This window comes from Actinomyces oris (assembly GCF_001929375.1).
Lineage (GTDB): Bacteria > Actinomycetota > Actinomycetes > Actinomycetales > Actinomycetaceae > Actinomyces > Actinomyces oris_B.
Map to the genome: position 1 here is coordinate 17376 of NZ_MSGO01000028.1, position 20668 is coordinate 38043.

Genomic DNA, 20668 nt, shown 5'->3' on the forward strand with positions numbered 1-20668 from the left:
GCCCGGCGCAGGTCCGCACGAGCCAGTGAGACTACCCCGACCTCGGCCGGCCGGGCCCGTCATCGGGGCCACCGGGCGCGCGGGCCGCCATAAGGGGTCACAATGGAGGCATGCTTATGCCGTACTCCCCCTCCGCCGAACCACTCACGCGCCTGGCCGATGGAACGGTCAAGCAGATCAGCCCCTTCACCGGCACCGAGGTGTGGACCGTGCCGGGCCGCGCCAACCGGCCCATCTCGCACCCGGTGGCGGAGGTCCGTCCGCTGGATGAGGCCGACCGCACCCGCAGCTGCGCCTTCTGCTCGGCGCGCTACCTGGATACGCCCCCGGAGAAGGCGCGCGTCGTGCGCGGGGCCGACGGCGGTTTTGAGCGCCTCGACGCCGTCGCCGCCTCCGCCCTGTTCGACACGGTGGCCGAGTTCCGGCGAGTGCCCAACCTCTTCGAGATCCTCTCCTTCGACTACTGGCACACCAACCACGGCTACGAGATCCCCGACGACGCCCGCGAACGTATGGAGGCCTACCTGGCTGACCCGGCCGGCGTCGAGCACGTGGAGCGGGTGGCGCGCACCAAGCTGGCGGCCGCGGGCGCGGACCCGGGCTCCTGGGACACCATGAGCGAGCGGGCCCGCCGCACCTTCCTGGCGGCATTCTTCGCCGGGGGGCACGACGTCATCATTGGTCGGCGCCACTTCACCGACGAGGCTCTCGACACCACGGGCCTGGCCGGTTCGGGGACGCTGAGCGTGGCCGAGCACCGGGCCTACACGCGCCTGGCGATCCATGCGATGCACAGCCTGTACGAGGCCAACCGGTGGGTGCGCTACGTGGCCGTGTTCCAGAACTGGCTGCGGCCGGCCGGGGCGAGCTTCGACCACCTGCACAAGCAGCTGGTGGGCATCGACGAGCGCGGGGTGACCAGTCAGCTGGAGCTGCAGAAGGTGCGGGTCAACCCCAACCTGTACAACGAGATGGCGGTGGACTACGCCGCCTACCAGGGCCTGCTGGTGGCGAGCAACGAGCACGCGGTGGCCTTCGCCGGGTTCGGGCACCGCTACCCGACGCTGGAGGTGTACTCGACGTCGGCCATGCCCGAGCCGTGGCTCATGAGCCATGAGGAGGTCGACGCCGTCTCCGACCTGGTGCACGCCCTGCACGCGGCCACGGGCGCGGACGTGCCCAGCAACGAGGAGTGGCACCACAAGCCGCTCGACGTGGATCAGCCCATGCCCTGGCACATCACGCTCAAGTGGCGGGTGTCGACCCTGGCGGGTTTCGAGGGCGGCACGAAGATCTACCTCAACACCATCGACCCGTGGACGCTGCGCGACCGCGTGGTGGCACGCCTGGAGGACCTGCGGGCCGACCGGCTCATCGCGCCGATGGCCGTGGGTGAGGAGTGCCCGACGACGCCCAACCGGCTCCTGTACAACCCGGTCCTCACCGCCCGGCCGTAGGAGCTGACGTGCCCGGCGACGAGAGCCGACCGAGTCAGGGGGTTCAGGAGTTTACGTGGCCGGACTACATCGGCTGGGGGTGGATGATCGTCCAGGCGCGGATGGAGGCCGACTGGAAAGGCATATGGAACTACGCCCTACCACACGTGCACGCCACGGAGGAGACCGTGGCCCGCGCGGAGGCCCAGCTGGGCTTCCGCCTGCCGGAGTCCTACCGCGGATTTCTCCTGGCCTCCAACGGCTGGCCCTACTTCTACCTGGACATGACGGCCTTCTCCACCTCCGACCTACTGGGCGGCGAGCTGCACGAGGCCGGCCAGACCCAGTTGGAGCTGGAGGAGTGTGTCGAGGCCATGGCCGCTGACGGTGTCATCGCCGCCGACCACTTCCCCGTAGCCGCCTCGCTGGAGTCGATCGACGTCGCCCTCATGGGAAAGCCCGGCACCCCAGCAGCGGGCGCCGTCTCCTGGGTGCGCGGTGAAGTGATTGAGCGATACGACGACTTCCTGGACTACTACCTGTCCATGATGGAGCTCAGTAAACAGGAGACAGAGTCCATCCGAAGGAAGGACGGCCCCAAGCCTGACGGCGTGCCTCACGCTGTTATCGACCGCCCCGACAGCCCTTCCATCATCGAGGAGACCCGCCGCGACGACCTGTAGCTCCCAGCACGAGCGAATCCGCTGCTTGTCGCAACCTGAAGCCCGACCCGTGTCATCCTCGGCTTAGACAAAGTCACTGCTACTGTTCGCGCACTTCAGCAGGGATTGCGGCGCCCCGTCGTCCCCCCTGGCGGAACATCATTTTTTCGACGCCGATGAAACCATCACCAAGCAGTAATAAATCTACGGGATTCTGATAATTATCCTGGACAGGAGTCCGATGGCATGATTGACGTGGCGGCACTGAACGCGAGCATTGAAGCAGCCAGGTGTGAGCTTTCCAGTGACGACAACGTCAAGGGAATCCTGTCACTGGCGACCCGCACGCAAATTTGGAAAACCATGTTAGATGTCGATGACGCCGAACGATCTTACCGGGATCGCACACACCTGCACATGGCTTGTGTACGTCATGTGCAGTTCGTTTGGGAGATGGCTTTCCCTGGAGATAATGGGGTCGAAGAAATGCTCTCTCTGACGCAGAAGCTAATAGATCAGACAGTTAGCACCGACGAGGCCGGGGTGCGCAGTGAGAGTTTTCTCAATGACGTTGAGGCACGCGGCGCTGAAGATCCCACCGCGCTGCGCTCAGCTATGGTGGCCGATGCCGCCTCTCATATGGTCGACTCTGCTTGCCATCGAGACCTCTATGCAGAAATCGATGAAGACCTGGTTGATGACGATGAGTTGCTTCCGGACGCACTAGATCCCAGCTACAGTTGCGCAGTCGCAGTTTCTGGAGCAACAAATTCAATGCCGGTTGAGAAAACCGACGTGGCTGCGCGTCGGGCCTTCTGGATGTGGTACCTGGATGAGGCGATCCCAGCCGTCCTCGCCAGCTGACCCCGCCCTCTCCTCATGAGTTTCGATCCAGAGGAACAGGATGACCACTGCCCGGCAGGGTTCAAACCGACAATGATCCTCGTTGGGGAAGGAGACTGAAAACCATGAGCGACACCTCTGCTGACGTACCGAGTGCGGCCCCGCGCGGCGTCTTCAGCCGCCCAGGGCGCTGCGATCCTCCGGACCTACCCAGCCCGAGTGGCCACACCGTGAGGCTTATTCACGGCATCCTTCAAAGGTGCTGCGACCTGCGCAGATGCCGTCGTCGGCTAGTCCTGTGAATAAGCCTCCGTGCACGTCGCTGACCTTGCACACCCTCCCACCTGTACGTACATTATCCGTACCACCAAGGAGGCCGAAGCATGCCGATCTCAACAGCCCGCAGAACCCAGAGAATCGATCTGCGCGCCACGCCGCGCCAGGAGACTCTCATTCAACAGGCCGCTTCCCAGACAGACCGCTCCGTCAGCGAGTTCATCCTGTCCTCAGCGACACGTGAAGCCGAGCGTGTTCTTGCCGACCGCCGCTGGTTCTCCGTGACCTCAGAGCAGTTCGATGCCATCGAGGCTGTGCTGGACGCTCCGTTGGAGGAGACGTCCCGCTTCGCCCGCCTGTGGAACCGCCCCTCCCCCTTCGGGACCCGCATCGACCTTGACGACGAATCGTGAGCGCCGGAGGCCTCGAGGCCCCTCGGCGCCTCAGTCGCCAGGACGTCACGGCCGGATTCCGCAGCGGGGCCACCGAGCTGGATGACTGGTTCCAGCGCTACGCATGGCAGAACCAGAAAGTCAACAACGCCGTCGTGTACGTCACCGCCCAAGATGGCGTCATTCTCGGTTATTACGCCATCACGACGGCCACATACTCCCGCGACGATGCGCCACAGGGACTCAACCACCGCAGCCGCCCTGAGGAGATCCCGTGCATCCTCCTGGCCCGGCTCGCGGTGGACGAGCGGGCTCAGGGGCGGGGCGTTGGTGCAGCACTGCTCAAGGACGCGATCGAGCGGTGCTACAGGCTCAGCCGAGAAGTGGGCGCCGCCGCCCTCATCGTGCACTGCCGAGACGAGCAGGCGCGCGCCTTCTACCTCGCCAACGGCGACTTTCTTCCCTCACCGGCCAACACCTTGCACCTGCTGCTGTCCATGAAGCAGCTGAGCCGGATGCTCGGGTCCTCCTGACCCGAACCGGCCGCGAGAACCAAGCGCCGGCTCGGGCCGACGTCGCCGGCCCCGCACCGGATCGGCGCGGCCTCAGCAGCCCAGGGCGCTGCGCTCCTCCGACCCCACCCAGCCCGAGCGGCTCTCCAGGGCACGGAACCAGCGGGCCAGCGCCGGCCAGAAGGAGACTGACGGCGCCTCCCCGCCGGGGTAGTGCTGGCGCCCGCCGTACTCGTAGGACTGGACGGTGGTGAACAGGCGGATGTCGCTGCCGGTGGGCTTGTCGCCGCACAGGAACTGTCCGATGGCGACGACGGCGGACAGGGCCGGCCCGTCGAGCATCGTCAGGCCGTCCTCGCGGGAGGCCTCCATCCGCGTGGCGCGGGCCAGGAGAGTGTCGATGACGTCGAAGCCCACGAGGACGCCATTGGCCGCCGCCGTAGCCTTCTCCGGGTCCTGGGAGTGGGTGGCCACCGCGTGGCCGACGTTGATCTGCGAGCCGACCCACGCATCCCAGGCGTCGGTGGAGTTACGACGGTTGAGCGGGTAGAGGTCCGGGGCGCCGTCGCGCTGGAGGTCCCACCAGGCGGTGGACAGGTCGAAGAGCAGGTCGCCGGAGTCGTCGCTGACGACCTGGCCGGTCGTGGTGTCCACGAGGGCCGGGACGGTGGGGGGCGGCTCGTAGCCGGGGGTCTTCTCGTAGACCTCGGCCAGGGACCGGGCGCCGAGCGCCGGATCCACGCCGGGCCCGCCGTCGGGACCGGTCAGCTCCCAGTACCCGTCCGCACCCTTGCCGTAGCTCCAGGACACGGGGATCGCCTCGGTCAGGCCCAGCAGGCGCCGGGCGATGAGGACGCGGCGGCACCACGGGCAGGCCCCCGACGCCACGAGTCGGTAGCGCCCCGCCTCCACGGGCAGGTCGCCGCTGGGTACGAATCGGTGTGAGACTGCGATGGCCAAGGGGTGCCTCCCGGGAGGGTCGTCGAGGGGTCGGATGCCCAGGGCTAATCATTCCTCGCATATCGGCCGCCGTCACCCGATTCTCACGGGGCGGAATCTCGCATCCCGCACCCGCCGCCGACGACGTCCCTCCCTCAACGGGGACATCCTGCGCGTTCGGGGACAGGATTCCGGTCCCCGACGGCGTCGAACGCCCCGTCCGGAACGACACGCCCCCGGCCGCGCGGAATGTCCCCGTCCGCGGACCAGGGCCGCGGGTCAGCGCAGCGTCTCCTCCACGGAGGCCACGAACTCCAGGGCGTCATGCCCGTCCCAGTGCGGCTCTCCCAGCAGGTCGCGCACGCGGGCGCAGGCGGCCAGGGCCTCGTCGCGCTCGCCGCGCTCGGCATGCAGGCGGGCCAGCATGCACAGGGCCCGCGAGGCCGAGTCGCGGTCCTCGGTGTCCATGTAGCCGTCGTAGGCGGCCTCGCAGTGCTGGACGGCCTGCCAGTTCTGGCCGGTGCGCCACAGGATCCAGGCCATGTCGTCGTGCCAGTCGCCGATCTCCCACGCCGAGGAGTAGCCCTCGGTGTCGGCCACGCCGGCGAAGGCCTGGCGGGCCTCCTCCATGATCCTGCGGGCCTCGTCGAGCCGTCCCCGGGCCATGGGCAGGGTGAGGTCGTCCACCAGCGCCCGCGCAGAGCGGCGCAGCGCCCGCCCCCGGTCCAGGCAGCCCTGGTCGGTGCGGGTGTCCTCCAGGTCGGCGGCCTGACGGAACAGGGCGGCGGCGCGCACATTGTCCTTGAGGTTGGAGGCGGCCATCGCCGCGTGCGAGAGGTACTCCCCCGCCAGCGCCCGGCGCCCCTGGTCCTGCAGGATCCGGGCGGCGTCCAGCGAGTGCTCGGCGACGCTCTCCTCCTCACCCATGGCCATGCCGGTCTGGGCCAGGAGCCGGTGCAGGTACAGGGCGATGCTCCTGGCCCCGGTGCGCTGGGCAAGGGCCAGCGCGGACTCCAGGACCTCAGCGCTCTCCAGGTAGCGCTCGGAGGCCTCCAGCGCCGAGCCCAGGGACAGCAGGGAGGCCACGGCGTACAGGGTGACGCCGGCGGCCAGCATGATGTTGGCCTGCTCACGGAACTGGGCGATGGCCTCGTCGAACTGGCCCACCTCCATGGAGGAGATGCCCAGCAGGCGCCGACCGCGGGCGGCCAGGACCGGGGAGACCTTCTCGTGGCGGCGCATGACCTCCTCGGCCAGGAGGCAGCCGTTGTAGACGTCGCCGCACTCGGCCAGGACCTCGGCGCGCGCCATGTCGAGGATGTCGTCCATCCGCTCGGCGTGGCGGTCCTCGGGGACGGCGTCGGCGGCGCGGGCGACGACCTGGATCGCCCCGAGCGCCTCGTCCTTGGCGTGCAGGTCGGTAAGGACCGAGGCCCCCACGAGCAGGGCGTCGGCGGCCAGGACGAGCGCGTCGGTGCCCCCGGGGTCGAGCAGCTCGGTGGACACCAGGTCCTCGACCTGGGCCTCGATCTGCCCGATGAGGGAGGTGGCCCGCTGCAGGCGCTGGTCGCGCACGGCGTCCTGGGAGCACTCGGCGATGGAGTCGGCGGTGATCTCGTTGTCCAGGTTGAGCAGGTCCACGTAGTAGGCGCCCAGCGGCCCGAAGGCCAGCTCGATGAGGGGGCGGATCCGCAGGCGCTCGGCGATGGCCTCGTCCATCTCGGTGCGGCAGGTCATGGCGGCGGCGCGCAGCAGCCCCGTGTGGTACTCCAGGCCCGGGATCTCCTCACCGATCGGGGGCAGCAGGTCGCGCGTGGCCACCTGGTCGACGACGTACCAGTAGTCCATCGTCGAGCAGCCGATGGTGCGGCGGTGGTCGACGTAGCGGCGCACCGCCTCCTCGCCGTTGCGCACCGGCCGGGGCCGCACGAGGTCCACCAGGGGGAAGGGCGCGTCGCCGCTCTGGTGGCTGGTGGCGGTGCGTCCGGCGCGGGCGCGTCGGCCATCCGTCTCCTGGCCCGACGTCGTGCGGGGCGCGTGCTCCTGGACCAGGCCGTCGTCGTCGGCCACGAGGCCCAGGAGGGAGGCGACGTCGGGTGCTGCGCCGTCCTCGTCCACGGTCAGGCTCGTCTGGGCCGGCTCGGGCAGCTCCTCGGAGGGCTCCAGGAGGTCGACCTCCACGCCCAGCCCGTGGACCGCGCCGGGGGCGGCGTCGAAGGCGGCCCGGGCCAGGGAGCGCTCCAGGTGGTCGGAGATGGTGGAGTTGCCGTTGCGCATATCGAACTGCTGGGCCAGGCGCCGGGCCCAGCCGGTCATCTCGGCGTAGACGCGCGAGATGGTGGTGGAGGCCTCCAGCCCCGGCAGCGGGTACCACAGGTCGGCGGCCGGGACCTCGACGCCGAGGGGCTCCTCGCCGCGGCCGGCCCGCTCGGCCTCGCGCAGCACCAGGCTCATGCCGCGCAGGGCCGACAGCAGCACGTAGGCGGACTCGGCCTGGGCCAGCCAGGGCAGGTGCCGGCGCAGGATCTCCAGGCCCCGGTCCACCCGCCCCACGAGGGCCAGGTACTCCAGGTGGTAGGACAGGGAGATGAGGGTTTTGGGGTTGCGGCGGATCTCCCGGTAGGAGCGCAGGTGCGCCTCCCAGGCCGCCCGGGGCCGGCCCGAGGCCAGCAGCGGCAGCAGCGCGAGGGACTGCGTGGTCTGGGGCTGCACGGAGCAGCTGACGGCACCGGTCAGCACGGGCACGGCGGTGGCCACGGCCAGCTCCCAGGCCTCGGTGCGGTAGGCGAAGGCGACCTGGCGCATGGGGTCGCAGCCCTCGCAGTCGGCGTTCTCATCGCGGTGGGTGGCCCGCCAGGCGGCCAGCTCCTCGGCGGCCTCCTCCTCGAGGCCCAGCAGGCCGGCGACTGAGGCGCGCTCGCCGTGGACGACGTGCATGGAGGCGCACCCGGAGCGGTAGAACTCCTCGAGGCTGGCCTCGAGCTGGCGCACCTTGTCCTTGGAGACCCTGGGGTTGGCGCCCGCCACGGCCACCGCCCACTTGAAGTGCCAGTGCAGGGTGCACACCTGGGCGTCGTCGAAGGCCTCGGGGCGGCGCTGGTAGCGGCCGAGGTTCCATGAGAAGGGCGCCAGCGCCTTCCATGCCTCGTTGCCCTGCTGGTAGGCCTCGGTCAGGGCCAGTCGGGTGGCGATCCGCAGGTCCTCGTCGCCCAGTGCGTCCGCCCAGCTGACGGCCTCCGCGATGAGGGCCGAGGTCTGGGGGCCGTGGCCGAGGGCATCGGCGTAGGCCAGACGCTCGAGGATGTCTTCGCGTGTGGTCATGGAGTCTGTCCTTCCGGGCGGAGCCTGACGTTGCACCGTCATGAGGCGAAGGCTTCCACCGTGTGCTGCAAGAACGCACGGAATGCGATCCGCGTACCCCAGGGGCGCCGTGGGTGGAGCGTCGTCCCGCACCGCTCACCGGTGAACGGCGGCATGGGCATATCGGGCTCCTTTCGTCCAGAGGGCGGTTGCCCGACGTCCAGTGTTACCGAACAGTTATAGAATCCGCCACTGCAACGGCCAGCGGCAACTCGGCCGCAGGGCATGTCGAGGGCGGGCGCCCCCATCCGGGCCGGTCGGTCACAGGACCGGGCACCCCGACGCCGGCTCCCACCACTCCAGTGTTTCCAACGGATGCCGCCGTGCCGGGTTCGCGAGACCGGCGCGCGCTAGGACACGAGCAGGGGCTTGGGGGTGTCGGTTGTCTCAGCCCCGGTTCCGCCCTCAGCATCACGCGGGGCACCGGGGACCGGCCCGTCGACGACAGCGGCCATCTCCACCGTCGCATCGGCCATGTCGACAGACATGCCAGCAGCCATGCCGCCCGTCATCGCGCCAGCAGGAGCCTGCGCGCTCACGTGCGCGGGATCTCCTCCCACAGCCCCAGCAGCGTCGGCGGCACCAGCGGCGCCGGTGGGTTCGTCGGCGGCCCGGGCGGGCTGGGGCGCCTCGGGCAGGGCGATCACGGTCGCCCCGCCGCCCTCGCCGTCGGCATTGGTCTCGCCCTCGGTCTTCGGCCCGCTCTCGGCCTGGGCCTCGGGTGCGCTCTCAGCCTCCGGCCCGCCGGCGGGCCGCCTGTCGGCAGCGGCGTCCTGGGCCGCAAGAAGGCCGAGGACCTCGCGCAGGGCCTTATCGACGCCGTCGAGGATGAAGTCCAGGGTGCCGGCCAGCTGGGCGTCGTCGAGCCCGGCCCCGATGTTGGTGAGGACCTCGGCGCACAGGCCCAGGCCGGTGTCGTCGACCTCGGTGTAGAAGGCGGGGATGAGCCGGCCGCTGGAGACCTCCTGGGCCACGGCACGCACCCGCGAGAGCTCCGCGGAGCCCGGCAGGGCGGCGGTGAGCTGGTGGTGGGCGTGCACGGCGAGGATCCGGCGGTCGACCACCATGAGCACGTAGTCGAACCCGGCCGCCGAGAAGCGCACCACCCCCTCGGACAGGTCGATGTCGTAGCGGTGGCCGCGCACGGCCAGCCGGGCGGCGAGCCGCCTGAGGGTCACGGTCGGGGTCACCGACCCCTCCGGCTGATTCCACCAGGCCATCAGTCCTCCTCCCAGGCGACGAGCTCAGGGAAGCGCTCTTCCACGGTGGAGAAGAAGGCGAGGGTCATGCCCAGGCCCATGTCCATGAAGGCGTCGAGCTGGGCCTCGCTCATGCCCGCACCGACGTAGGCCACCATCTGGGTGCTCAGCAGGAGGCGGCCGGGGTCGTGGGCGGGGGTGACGGCCAGGTCCGGGCCATAGGTGGAGCGGTGCTGGGCGTCGATGAAGGCGCGCATCTCATCAAGGCGCTCGGCCGCCGGGCGCCCGCGCCACATGCCGGCCACGACGAGGGCGGCCTCCTCGTCGTGCAGGTAGACGCCGATGTCGCAGCCCGGGAAGCCCATGAAAACGGCGCCGTCCTCCTCGGGGCCGGCGGTGATGCCGTGCCGGGACAGCCAGGTCTCGACCCTCTCCAGGGTCAGAGCCGGTTGCGCGCTCATGGGGTCTCTCGCCTCCTTCCCGGTGCGGGGCGTAATGCGGATTCGGTGCGGATGGCGCCGCCTGGGGTGTGCGGCGCGCAGCTGGTGATCCGGCCTGGGGCCGGTGGTGGCACAGGGCGGGCCGTCAGAACTCGATGTCGGAGGCGATGTCCGCGACCGTGTCGACCTGGCCGGCGCCGACCTGGCCGGCGCCGACCTGTGTGCTGCGCACGCTACCCGTAGATGCCCCCCGACCCCTAGTCGAGCCCGGGACGCCGACGGCGTCGAGCCAGTTCCCCGCGGCCGGTCCTGCCGGTCCGGCGGAGCCCCCGGAGGCGGGGGCGCCGGGACCGTCCGGGAGCCGCCCCAGCGCCTGGTCCAGGGATCGACCCAGGACACCGGAGGCCGATTCGGCCAGGGTCAGGCAGCGCGAGTCCATCTGCTCGGAGGCCGTGTATCCACGGCGGCCGGCGACCGGACCGCGTCGCTCTTTGCCGGAGCGCGCGGTGGGCTCGGTGCGGGAGCGCTGGGCAGCACCTGAGGAGGCGGCCCCCGCTCTCCCGTCCGCCCTGGTACCGGATGACCGGGAGAAGGAGGCGCTGTCTTGTGACTTCTTGCGGAAGCCGACCATGGTGGTCCTTTCGGGAAGGGTGCCGAACGGCGTCGGGCCGCCCGGGGGACGAAGAGCTGACAAGCCGACGGGACGGCACAGGAGTCGCGCGGTGCGCCGTCGGGCTCGAGCCGTCTGCGCGCCGCCCGCGAGCCGGGCCGGGCGGACGGCGGGTGGGAACGCTAGCGGGGCACCTCGCAGGAGAGCTGGTCGGCGGCGTGGGCCTGCTGGCTCCACAGCTCCTCGGTGAAGGTGTTGTCCAGGATGGAGCGGGCCAGAGGCTCGTCGGGGCGCATGATGTCGCGCACCGTCTGCAGGATGAGCTGGCGGCGGTCCTCAAGGCCCTCCTGACCCAGGATCTGGGCCGAGCGGCCCAGCCCGCCCATGAAGTTGACGTACTCCATGGCGTGGTACTGGGGGGAGACCTCGTCGGGGCGCAGCTGGTGGGTGCGGGTCTCCAGCGCCTTGCGCACGTCGCGGCGCAGGGCCTCCTGGCCGCCCTCGGAGCGCACGTAGAAGGGCAGCAGGCGGTTCATCATGAGGTGGTGGGCGATGGCGTAGTCGACGTAGTAGAAGAAGGCCAGACCCACCCCCTCCTCGGCGGACTGCTCCGACTCCGACTTCTGCCACTCGGCGTAGCAGGTGGTCTTGGCGACCTCCTTGGCCCAGGTGGGTGCGGCCGCCATGGCCTCGGTGGGCTGGAAGGCCACGCGCGACTTGCAGCGCGGGCAGGTGATGAACACCGGCATGTGGTAGAGCTCGGGCAGCGGCACCGGGTCGCCGCACTTGTCGCAGGTGAAGGAGAACTGGGCCTGGCGCCAGTCGGTCATGGCCCGGTTCCACTCCTCGCGGGCCTGCTCGGCGCGGCCGGGGGCGAAGACCTCCTCGATGATGTCGCGCAGGCGCGCCTCGAAGCCGCCCACGAGGTTGGCCGCGTCCTGGAGGCGGGCGGAGAGCTGACGGTCCTCCTCGATGGACAGGTCGGCGTCGATGTCCAGGAAGGGGGCGAAGTGCTTGGCGAAGACCCGCTGGGCCTTGGTGTGCAGGAACATGATCTGGGCCTCGACCTCCGAGCGGAAGGCTGAGACGGAGGCCGGGTCGGTGATCTGCATCTCCATCGCGGTGCGGGCCGAACTGACGCCGAACTCCCGGGCGCGAGCCTCCAACCGGTCCAGGTAGGTGCTCAGGCGCTGAGTGAGTGCCTGAAGCCGCCGGTAGTAGCGGACGTAGGCGGACATGTCAGGCTCCTTGCGGTGGAGGATCGGGATTATCACTGAGGAAGGCGCCGATTGCCGAGGCGGTGGACACGCGACCCGGTGCCGGCGACAACGCCGACGCACGAGCCCGGCGCAGATGACACCCACGGCTGCCAGCACTGTGGATGCTACTCAACTAGAGACTTCAACTGCGACCTGTTCGTGATCTTTTGACCTCGCGAGGCTCAGTATCCGGGCAGGACTCCCCCTTGCCATTCCTCCGACGATGTGGCTTCTCGTCCGCCCACAACGGCGGCGCCATGCAGGAGAAAAGTCCTGACGGAGTCCGTGTCGGAGCGACCCGAGAAGCGCCGATAAGTGATAAGGATCACGGCGTCGCTATGGGTGCGATCCGCCCGGCCGGGGCATGCGGCGAGACCTTTCCGTGATCGACAGGTGGCCCAACGCCCCTCTGACCGTGCGGTCGTAGGTTAAGCCGCGCCGTCGTAGCCTTAACCCTCGATCGCACGACCTACCCTACGAACGCGACGACGGGTCCGGCGGCTACACGCGCACGCCCTCCACGTCCTTGAGGGCCTTGGTGAGAGCCTCCGCCACCCCACGCGCTCCGAGACTGCGGTTTTTCGCACTCAGACGCTTGAGTGCCCACCTGAACAGGTCTTCCTGGGAAGCCCACTCCGGGTTCTTCGCACGCGCCTGGGCCATGAGCCCCACCAGCTCGCGGGGATGGATGTCCTGGATGGACCCCACATGGTCCAAGGCGTTGCGACGGTAGGTCGGAGCCGCAAGCGCATCGTCCCGGCAGGCCCACACGAAGCCGTCCTCGTCGAAGTAGGCGAAGGCCTCCCCCAGGGCCGCCCGGATCGACTCCTCGCGTGATTTGACGGTTCGCGACAGCCCGAAGGCGCGGGAGATCCTGACGTAGAGCCGATGCTTGGAGATCGGGGCCTCGACCTGGCAGATAGCAGTGGCGACCTCGACGAGCACCTTCCTGGCCTCAGGGTCAGTACTGGCTCGGTCGAGGATCTCCAGGGGGCGCACACCCGCCGGGGTCCAAGCCGCGTACTCCTCGCCCGGGGCACGCGAGCCGGAAACAGGAACCGGCGCCTCGCCGCCCACGTCGGTGGCGCCCCGGGCATCAGCCTTCACGTCGTCGTCGGTCAGCGGCGCAGCATCCTCAGCACGGGCAGTCCGCCCCGATTCGAGCACGGTGGTCGACGGCGTCGGCTGCGCCCAGTGGCCGCCGGCTGCCGTGACGAGACGGGCGACGACGGCCATCGGGTCTGCCACCCATTCAGGCATCCAGACCCGCTCGACCCGCTGCCAGCCCATGGTGCGCAGGACATCGACCGGCAGCAGGTCGCGGTCGACGACGCCCTTCCGGTCGTTCCACTGCGGCCCGTCGAGCATGACGGCCACGGTGGGGAGGTCTGGCCGGTCGGCACGTGCCAGCACGAGGTCGATCTCGAAGGTGGAGTGGCCGACGCCGGTGTGGACCACGAGCCCGGCAGCGTCCAGCGCCTCGGCGATCTCGCGCCGGTGCCAGTTGAGTGGACTCTGCGAGGCCGGCAGGGCCCGTGGGGCCCGTCCCTCGGCGGCCTGGTGGAGGTAGGCGCGCAGGTCCTTGACTCCTCGGTGAGCCGTGCGCTCGGCGTGCAGGTCCTGGGGGTCGAAGCTGGTGAAGATGATGACCTGCCTGCGGGCCCGAGTGATGGCCACGTTGAGGCGACGCTCGCCGCCGGCATGATTGAGCACCCCGAAGTTCAGCGGCAGATCGCCGTGCGCGTTGGCGGCGAAGGTCGCTGAGAACAGGATCGTGTCGCGCTCCTCGCCCTGGACGTTCTCCAGGTTTCTGACGAACAGGCCGTCGCGGGCGTCGAGGGCCTCAATGACCCGCGGCGATGCGGCCTCACGCAGCCTGTTCTCGATGAGGTCTCGCTGACGATCGTTGAAGGTGATGACGCCCAGCGAGGGCAGGCGCTCGGGGGATGCCTCGACGTGCCGGAGCACCTCCTCCACGACGCGTTGAGCCTCGTGCGGATTGGTGTTCGGAGAAGCACTGGGGTGCCGAGCACTGTCCTCGGGCCGGAAGTAGCGGCCGCGAACCCGCCGCAGCGAGATGCCGTGCCCACCGGGGCCGTCATCAGACCCGGTTGCCATGGTCAGCGGGCTCGGGAAGGTGCGCAGCTTGCCGTCGTAGTAGTGGCGGTTGGAGAAGGCGACGAGGGACTCGTCCCGGCTGCGGTAGTGCCAGGTGAGACGGCGCCGAAGCAGACCGCTGTCCAGGCAACGGGTGAGGATGGAGTCGGCCTCGGCCGTCTGCTCCCCTCGTGTCTCGCCGGCTGCGGGGGTGGGGGGCATCTGCTTGGGGTCACCGACCACGACCACACTGCGGCCGCGCCCCATGGCGCCCACGGCATCGGCCACCCGGATCTGGGAGGCCTCATCGAAGACGACAATGTCCACATAACGGCGGTCGGCCGGGAAGAACCGGGCCACCGAGTCGGGCGAGACGAGCAGGCAGGGAGTCAGGGCGGTGATGAGGTCGCCGTAGGTGCGGATCAGCTCGCGCACGCTCATGGCGCTGCGACGGCGGTTGAGCTCGCTGCGCAGCGCCTCGGCGCGGGCGGCGGCGCCCTGAAGGACCTGGTCGCGGTGGGCCAGGACGACGTCGAGCAGTTCGGGGGTTAGGGCTGCCCGCAGCCCTTGGAGGATGCTGCGGTAGCGCTCGATGAGCCGGTTGTGGGCGGCGGCGTCGAAGGCGTCCAGGCCGGTGGCGCGGGCCCGCTCCTCCAGAGCGGCCTGGGCAGCCGCAGAATCGGCAGAATCACCAGAGCCCCCGAGCTGGGCAAGCATCTCTCGGAGCCCGCTATAGGACGGGCCATCCGGCGCCGGCACGTACAGACCTCGGCGGTAGGTGTCGAGCTCGGCGCGGATCCCGGCCAGCTCGGAGCGCAGCACAGTCGGGTCAGAGCGCTCAGCCACTTCACCAGCACCGACGTCGGACCCGGCGCTGTCTCCGGATTCTCCCCGCCGCAGGGCCAGAGCGCGACGCAGTGCCCGACGAACCTCGGTCGGCTTCATACCGTTGTCGTGCAGGTTGAGCAGCAGGTCCCCGATGCCGGTCTCCTCGCGCAGGCGCCGAGCGACGACGTCGAGGGCTGACTTCTTCTCGGCGACGAACATGATGGACCGCCCCGTGGCCAGTGCCCGGAAGATGAGGTTGGCGACGGTCTGGGACTTACCTGTTCCGGGCGGCCCCTCGACGACGAGGCTGCGCCCGGCGACGGCGTCGGCCACGATTCGGGCCTGAGCGGAGTCTGCGGCCAGGGGCAGGTCCTGGATCGCCTCGTCGATGTCGAGGTCCCTATCGGCCGGGCCGACCGGGTCCACGAAGTCGTGGTGCCCACCGGTCATGAGGTGGGCGACAAGCGGGTTGGCGGAGATCGTCGGCCAGTGGTCCTCGAGGTCCTTCCACATCCGGTAGGTGGAGAAGCGGAACAGTCCCAGGTGGACCGTGGGGGTGACGACGTCGTCCCAGCCGGCGCGTCGCAGACGGTCGCGCACGCCGTCGAGAGTGGCCCGAAGGTCGATGCCGTGCTCGTCGAGCCTCGGACTCCTCAGCTCGGTGAGCTCAATACCGGTGTCCCGCGCGAAACGATCGAGGAAGGAGTAGTTGGGTGTGGAGGCGCCGGTCTCGTCGAGGATAAGCCTGAAGTCGTCGCCGATCCGCTCGAGGTTGACAGGGATGAGGATGAGCGGGGAGTGCAGGCGGCTGCCGTCACTGTCCCAATGGAGGGTGCCGATGGCCAGGTAGAGGTTGTTGGCGCCGGTCTCCTCGATGGCGGTACGGGCGCTGGTGGCCAGGGCCTGGAGGCGCTGCACACGCTCCTTGGGTGCCAGCTCGACCTCGACGGTTCGTTCCTGCAGGAGTGATTCCGCTCGGATCTGCTCCTGCTGAAGGCCGTCGTCGGACAGCCCAGCGGGCCGGTATCGCCCCGCGGCGAGGGCGATGTATTCCTTGTCATTAACAAGGTCCTCGAACTCACCGATGAGCGCCGGCGGGACGCGCAGCTCCACGGCGTGGCGAGAGGTGCGATTGATGAGGGGGTTGCGCAGGGAGAGGTCGAGCAGGCTCTTCTGCCAGTTTTGGAACGGCGTGGGCGCCTTGGAAACGGGCAGATTGTCAGAGATCACGGAATTCATACGGTTCATGGGTGGTGTAGGGATGTGTGTCATCTCGCTCGCTCGCTTTCCTCCGCGCGGTCGTAGGTTAAGCCGCGCGGTCGTAGCCTCAACCCTCGATCGCGCGACCTAAGGCACGACCGCGACGACGGGGCTTCCGCACCAGCGTTTTACAGGCGGGCGGTGCGGGCGGGGTCGAGGCTCAGGGCGACGCGCGCCCCGGGAGCATGGGGGCGCCGGGTCAGGGCGGTGGCCCGGGCCGACTCACGCTCAGCCGCGGCATCGGCCCCGACGCCGTCCGGCCCCGCCAGCCCGGCGAGCCGCTCGGGGTCGAGCTCGACCTCGGCCTCCCACTGGCCGCGACGCAGCCGCGAGGCCAGCACGGTGGCAGGCAGTGTCTCCGGCGTCTCCGGTGTCTCCGTCTGCGCGGCCCCACCCCGCTCCCCCGCCACGGCCTCCACCACGCGCAGCGCGCCAGGCGCGAGGGCGAGGTCGCCGACGACGTCGAAGCCCAGGAACCGTGCCACCTTGCGGCTGGCGGGGTCGGCCCACAGGCGCTGAGGGGTGTCCAGGCGCAGGAGGCGGCCGGCCTCCATGACACCGACCCGGTCGGCCACGGTCATGGCCTCGTCCTGGTCATGGGTGACGTAGAGCGCCGTCGTGCCGCCCCGGCGCAGGATGGTGCGCACGTCGGTGGCCAGCTGCTCGCGCAGGGCCCGGTCCAGGGCGGACAGGGGCTCGTCGAGCAGCAGCAGCCTCGGTGCCGGCGCCAGCGCCCGGGCCAGGGCCACCCGCTGGGCCTGCCCACCGGACAGGGTCGTCACGCGCCGTCGCTCGAATCCGGGCAGGCCGACGAGCTCGAGCATCTCGCGCACGCGCTCGCCCCGCTGGGCGCGCGGCAGGCCGGTGAGCCCGTAGGCGATGTTGCCGCCGACGTCGCGGTGCTCGAAGAGCTGGCCGTCCTGGAACATGAGGCCGAAGCCGCGCTTGTGGACGGGCACGCGCACCACGTTCCGCCCGTCCCAGGCGACCTCGCCGACGGCCACCTCCTCCAGGCCGGCCACCGCCCGCAGCAGGGAGGACTTGCCCGAGCCGGAGGCCCCCAGGAGGGCGACGACCTCCCCGGCGGCCACCTCCAGGTCGACGCCGTCGACGGCGCGCAGGTCCCCGTAGGTCACGGCGAGCCCGCGCACGGACAGGCCCGTCGAAGCACTGGCGTCACTGGCAGTCGGGCTCATGGCCGCTCGCCTCCATCCGTCCTGGGCCCGCGCGACCGGACCATTTCGCCATCGTCGTCCACTGCTTGCCCGCTGGCCTCCAAGGAGACCCCGCGGTCCGAGACCTGCCGACACTCCGACGCCCCAGCCGGCCTGGGCGCCGGGTCCGAGGCGCCCGCCAGCTCGCGCCCGTCCAGGTTTGCAGCGCTCAAGGAGTCTGCCGGCCGACTGCTTCGTACCCCCGCGCGCCCGCCCCGCCCGGGGCCGAGCCGGGTCTGGAGCCACTCGCAGCCGAGCATGACGGCGGCACTGCCCACCGCCAGGACCACGCCCCCGGCCAGCGCCATCCCCTGGTTCTGGGAGCCGGGGCTGCCGATGAGCCGGTAGACGACCACCGGCAGGGTCGGCTCCTGGGGGCGGGCCAGGAACGACGTCGCCCCGAACTCCCCCAGCGACGTCGCCAGGGCGAAGCCGGCCGCCAGCCCGCCGGCACGCAGCAGCTGGGGACCGTCCACGGTCGCCAGCACCCGGCCGGGTCCGGCCCCCAGGGCGGCCGCCGCCTCGCGCTGACGCGGGTCGATGGCGCGCAGCGCCGGCAGCAGTGTGCGTACCACGAGCGGCACGGCCACCACGGCCTGCGCCAGCGGCAGGATCCACCAGGAGCGGGTCAGGGCCAGCGGCGGGCGCGCCAGGGTGATGAGGAAGCCGAAGCCGACCGTCACGGCGGACACGCCCAGCGGCAGCATGAAGGCGGCGTCGAGCCCGGTGATGACCCTGGCCAGCGCCCGGCTGCGGGGTCGGCGCGAGACCACCAGGCACACCGCCACCCCCAGGCTCAGGGCGATGGCCGCGGCCGCCACGGCCACGGCCACCGAGTTGGCGGCCGCCTCCCACACGGTCACGAGCAGGGCGCTGCGCCCGCCGGTCGAGCCCAGGTCGGTGTAGTTCGCCAGCGTCCAGGCGCCGTCGCGCTGCAGGGAGCGCGCCACCAGCACCGCCATCGGCGCCACCAGCAGCCCCCCGACCGTGGCGGCGGTGAGCGCGAGCGCGGGGGCGTCGGCGGCGCGCAGCCGCGAGGCGGGCACCTCGGTGCGCAGGCGCAGGCGCGTCTGGGTGGCGGCGCGCGCCCGCTCAGCCACCCACAGGGCCAGGGCGATGACGCCGAGCTGGACGACCGACAGGACGGCGGCGCCCCGCAGGTCGAGGTACTGGGTGGTCAGCCGGTAGATCTCGGTCTCGATGGTGCCGATCCCCACCCCGCCGAGCACGAGCACCACCCCGTAGGCGGTGGCGCAGAACAGGAAGGTCAGGGAGGCGGCCGAGGCGATGGCGGGGGCCAGCGCGGGCAGGGTGACGGTGGCGAAGGCCCGCACCGGCGAGGCCCCCAGCGCCCGGGCGGCCTCCACGGCGCGCGGGTCGAGGCGCGACCACATGGTGCCCACGGTGCGCACCACGAGCCCGTAGTTGAAGAAGGCCAGCGCGGCCACCACCGCGGTCAGGGTCCCGTCCAGGCCCAGGGACTCCAGGGGCCCGCCGCGGGTGACCAGGGCGTGGAAGGCGACGCCGACGACGACGCTGGGCAGCACGAAGGGCACGGTCACCACTCCGCGCAGCAGGTCGCGGCCGGGGAAGGCGCGCCGGTAGAGCACGAGGGCGCCGGGGATGCCGAGGGCCACGCACACGGCGGTGCCGAGTACCGCCTGGGTGAGGGTCTGCGTGAGGATCCGCCAGGTGCGCTCGCGGGCCAGGACCTCGCCGAAGCCGGTCAGGTCCAGGGCGCCGTCGGGAGCGAGGCCGCGGCCCATGAGCGTGGCCACGGGCCAGGCGAAGAAGACCGCCAGGAAGGCCAGTGGGCCGACGACGGCCAGGGTCCAGCCGGCCCGCTCGCCCCAGCCGGGCCGGGGGCCGCCGGCGCATCGGGCAGCGGCGCCTCCCCCGGCCGGCCCCGACGCCGTCCTCGTCACCGTCACCGGCACCGGCACCGGCACCGGGGAGGCTCCGGCGTCGGGCCGGACCGGACCGCCTCCCGAGACCTCCGCTGATGACTGCGCCCCGGGCACCTCCCGGGCCCGGCGGCGCGTGCCGGCGGGCTCAGCGTGCCGGGAGGCTCCGGCGTCGGCTCGCGCGGCGGCGGTCTCCTCGCCCGGCGCGCTCACTTGCCGACGGCCTCGGTCCAGGTGCTCAGCCACTCCTCGCGGTGGGTGGTGATCTCCTTGGGGTCGACCTTCACCGGCGACTTCGACAGCTGGCCGAACCTGGTGAGGGCCTCGGGCAGGGCGGCGTCGGGCAGGACCGGGTACATGTACATCTGGCCGGGGATGTCCTCCTGGACGGCCTTGGAGAGCATCCACTCCACGAAGGCCTTGCCGCCCTCGGGGTTGGCGGCGCCCTTGAGGACCCCGGCGTACTCGACCTGGCGGAAGGCCGTGTCCAGCAGGGCGGAGGTGGAGCTGGAGCTCTTGTCCTTGGAGACCGTGAAGGAGGGCGAGGAGGCGTAGGACACGACAATGGGGTAGGTGCCCTTGCCGCTGCCGGAGAAGTCGGTCTCGTAGGCGGCGCTCCAGTCCTCGGCGATCCGGGTGCCGTTGGCCATGAGCTGCTTCCAGTAGCCGGCGAAGGAGCCGGCGCCGAAGTGGCCGATGGTGGCCAGCATCCAGGCCATGCCGGGTGAGGAGTTCGTGGGGTTGATGGCCACGAGCAGGCCCTTGTACTCGGGCTTGGTGAGGTCCTCGAAGGTGGCCGGGGGCGTGAGGCCCTTGCCGGTGAAGTAGCCGGTGTCGATGTTGAGGCAGACGTCGCCGACGTCGATGGGCGCCAGGGCCGGGGTGTCGGCGACGACGTAGCTCTCGGCGCCCTTGGGCAGGGTGACGGTGGCGGAGGTGTCGATGACGCCCTGGTCGAGGGCGCGGGAGGCGTAGGTGTTGTCGATGCCGAAGACGGCGTCGCCCAGGGGGGCGTCCTTGGTCAGGACGAGCTTGTTGACCAGGGCGCCGGCGTCCCCGGAGGTGGCGATCTTGAGGGTGTAGCCGGTCTCGGAGGTGAAGGCCTTCTGGAGGTCCTCCGAGACGTGGAAGGAGTCGTGGGTGACGACGGTGACGGTCTTGGAGTCGGTCTTCTTGTCCTTGCCGCAGGCTGCCAGGCTCAGGCCGGCGGCTCCGGCGGCGGTCCCGGCGAGCAGGGCGCGGCGGCTGAGGGCCGGGTGGGGCCGGCCGGGGCGGTGGGTGGACTGGATGCTCATGTGTTCCTCCTGGATGGTTCTCCGGAGGGCCCGGCGACCACCTGCGGCGCGCCGGGGAGATGGTCTCGACTTCCTTCGCCGGTACTAACCGGAGCAGGTTCGAGGGTCTGCGGGCTTCCGCACTCTCAGCGCCGTCGGCGTC

Annotated in this window: 15 protein-coding genes; 5 read left to right on the forward strand and 10 right to left on the reverse strand. The window is 70.7% G+C overall.

Annotated elements, in window-relative coordinates:
• The first annotated feature begins 110 nt into the window (after positions 1-110).
• The 5 genes from BKH32_RS06230 (at position 111) to BKH32_RS06250 (ending at position 4142) form a co-directional block, all read left to right on the forward strand.
• Positions 111-1457 carry a DUF4921 family protein gene (locus tag BKH32_RS06230; RefSeq protein WP_075249134.1) on the forward strand — a complete coding sequence of 449 codons (1347 nt, stop codon included), beginning with the start codon at positions 111-113 and terminating at the stop codon, positions 1455-1457.
• Between the two features lie 8 nt (positions 1458-1465).
• Positions 1466-2119, forward strand: coding sequence for an SMI1/KNR4 family protein (locus BKH32_RS06235; RefSeq protein WP_075249135.1), 654 nt, complete (start codon positions 1466-1468; stop codon positions 2117-2119).
• Between the two features lie 225 nt (positions 2120-2344).
• Positions 2345-2962, forward strand: coding sequence for an Imm5 family immunity protein (locus tag BKH32_RS06240; protein WP_075249136.1), 618 nt, complete (start codon positions 2345-2347; stop codon positions 2960-2962).
• Between the two features lie 362 nt (positions 2963-3324).
• On the forward strand, positions 3325-3630 hold the full coding sequence (locus BKH32_RS06245; RefSeq protein ID WP_075249137.1) for a DUF1778 domain-containing protein: 306 nt from the start codon (positions 3325-3327) through the stop codon (positions 3628-3630).
• Positions 3627-4142 carry a GNAT family N-acetyltransferase gene (locus BKH32_RS06250; RefSeq protein WP_075249138.1) on the forward strand — a complete coding sequence of 172 codons (516 nt, stop codon included), beginning with the start codon at positions 3627-3629 and terminating at the stop codon, positions 4140-4142. Before BKH32_RS06245 ends, BKH32_RS06250 begins: the two co-directional genes overlap by 4 nt.
• A 72-nt stretch (positions 4143-4214) precedes the next feature.
• On the opposite strand, the gene BKH32_RS06255 is transcribed toward BKH32_RS06250, so the two are convergent.
• The 10 genes from BKH32_RS06255 to BKH32_RS06300 all read right to left on the reverse strand — a co-directional run bounded on the left by BKH32_RS06255 (position 4215) and on the right by BKH32_RS06300 (position 20526).
• On the reverse strand, positions 4215-5081 hold the full coding sequence (locus BKH32_RS06255) for a glutathione S-transferase C-terminal domain-containing protein (protein ID WP_081376719.1): 867 nt from the start codon (positions 5079-5081) through the stop codon (positions 4215-4217).
• 258 nt (positions 5082-5339) lie between these two features.
• Complete coding sequence (locus BKH32_RS06260) at positions 5340-8381, reverse strand: hypothetical protein (protein WP_075249140.1); 3042 nt, start codon at positions 8379-8381, stop codon at positions 5340-5342.
• 389 nt (positions 8382-8770) lie between these two features.
• Positions 8771-9640 (reverse strand): hypothetical protein, encoded by an 870-nt coding sequence (locus tag BKH32_RS06265; protein WP_075249141.1) that lies wholly within the window; start codon positions 9638-9640, stop codon positions 8771-8773.
• Entirely contained in the window at positions 9640-10080 is a 441-nt protein-coding gene (locus tag BKH32_RS06270; RefSeq protein WP_075249142.1) for a YbjN domain-containing protein, read from the reverse strand. Before BKH32_RS06270 ends, BKH32_RS06265 begins: the two co-directional genes overlap by 1 nt.
• A 124-nt stretch (positions 10081-10204) precedes the next feature.
• The gene (locus BKH32_RS06275) at positions 10205-10690 is read right to left on the reverse strand and encodes a hypothetical protein (RefSeq protein ID WP_075249143.1); all 486 of its coding nucleotides are present in this window, start codon (positions 10688-10690) and stop codon (positions 10205-10207) included.
• 161 nt (positions 10691-10851) lie between these two features.
• Positions 10852-11907 carry a hypothetical protein gene (locus tag BKH32_RS06280; RefSeq protein ID WP_075249144.1) on the reverse strand — a complete coding sequence of 352 codons (1056 nt, stop codon included), beginning with the start codon at positions 11905-11907 and terminating at the stop codon, positions 10852-10854.
• A gap of 522 nt (positions 11908-12429) precedes the next feature.
• Positions 12430-16092 carry a DUF3320 domain-containing protein gene (locus BKH32_RS06285; protein ID WP_075249145.1) on the reverse strand — a complete coding sequence of 1221 codons (3663 nt, stop codon included), beginning with the start codon at positions 16090-16092 and terminating at the stop codon, positions 12430-12432.
• Between the two features lie 149 nt (positions 16093-16241).
• The gene (locus BKH32_RS06290) at positions 16242-17309 is read right to left on the reverse strand and encodes an ABC transporter ATP-binding protein (RefSeq protein ID WP_075249146.1); all 1068 of its coding nucleotides are present in this window, start codon (positions 17307-17309) and stop codon (positions 16242-16244) included.
• Positions 17306-19444 carry an ABC transporter permease gene (locus BKH32_RS06295; RefSeq protein WP_343213292.1) on the reverse strand — a complete coding sequence of 713 codons (2139 nt, stop codon included), beginning with the start codon at positions 19442-19444 and terminating at the stop codon, positions 17306-17308. The genes BKH32_RS06290 and BKH32_RS06295 overlap by 4 nt, the downstream gene beginning before the upstream one ends.
• Positions 19441-20526 carry a thiamine ABC transporter substrate-binding protein gene (locus BKH32_RS06300; RefSeq protein ID WP_075249147.1) on the reverse strand — a complete coding sequence of 362 codons (1086 nt, stop codon included), beginning with the start codon at positions 20524-20526 and terminating at the stop codon, positions 19441-19443. The genes BKH32_RS06295 and BKH32_RS06300 overlap by 4 nt, the downstream gene beginning before the upstream one ends.
• Positions 20527-20668: the final 142 nt, after the last annotated feature.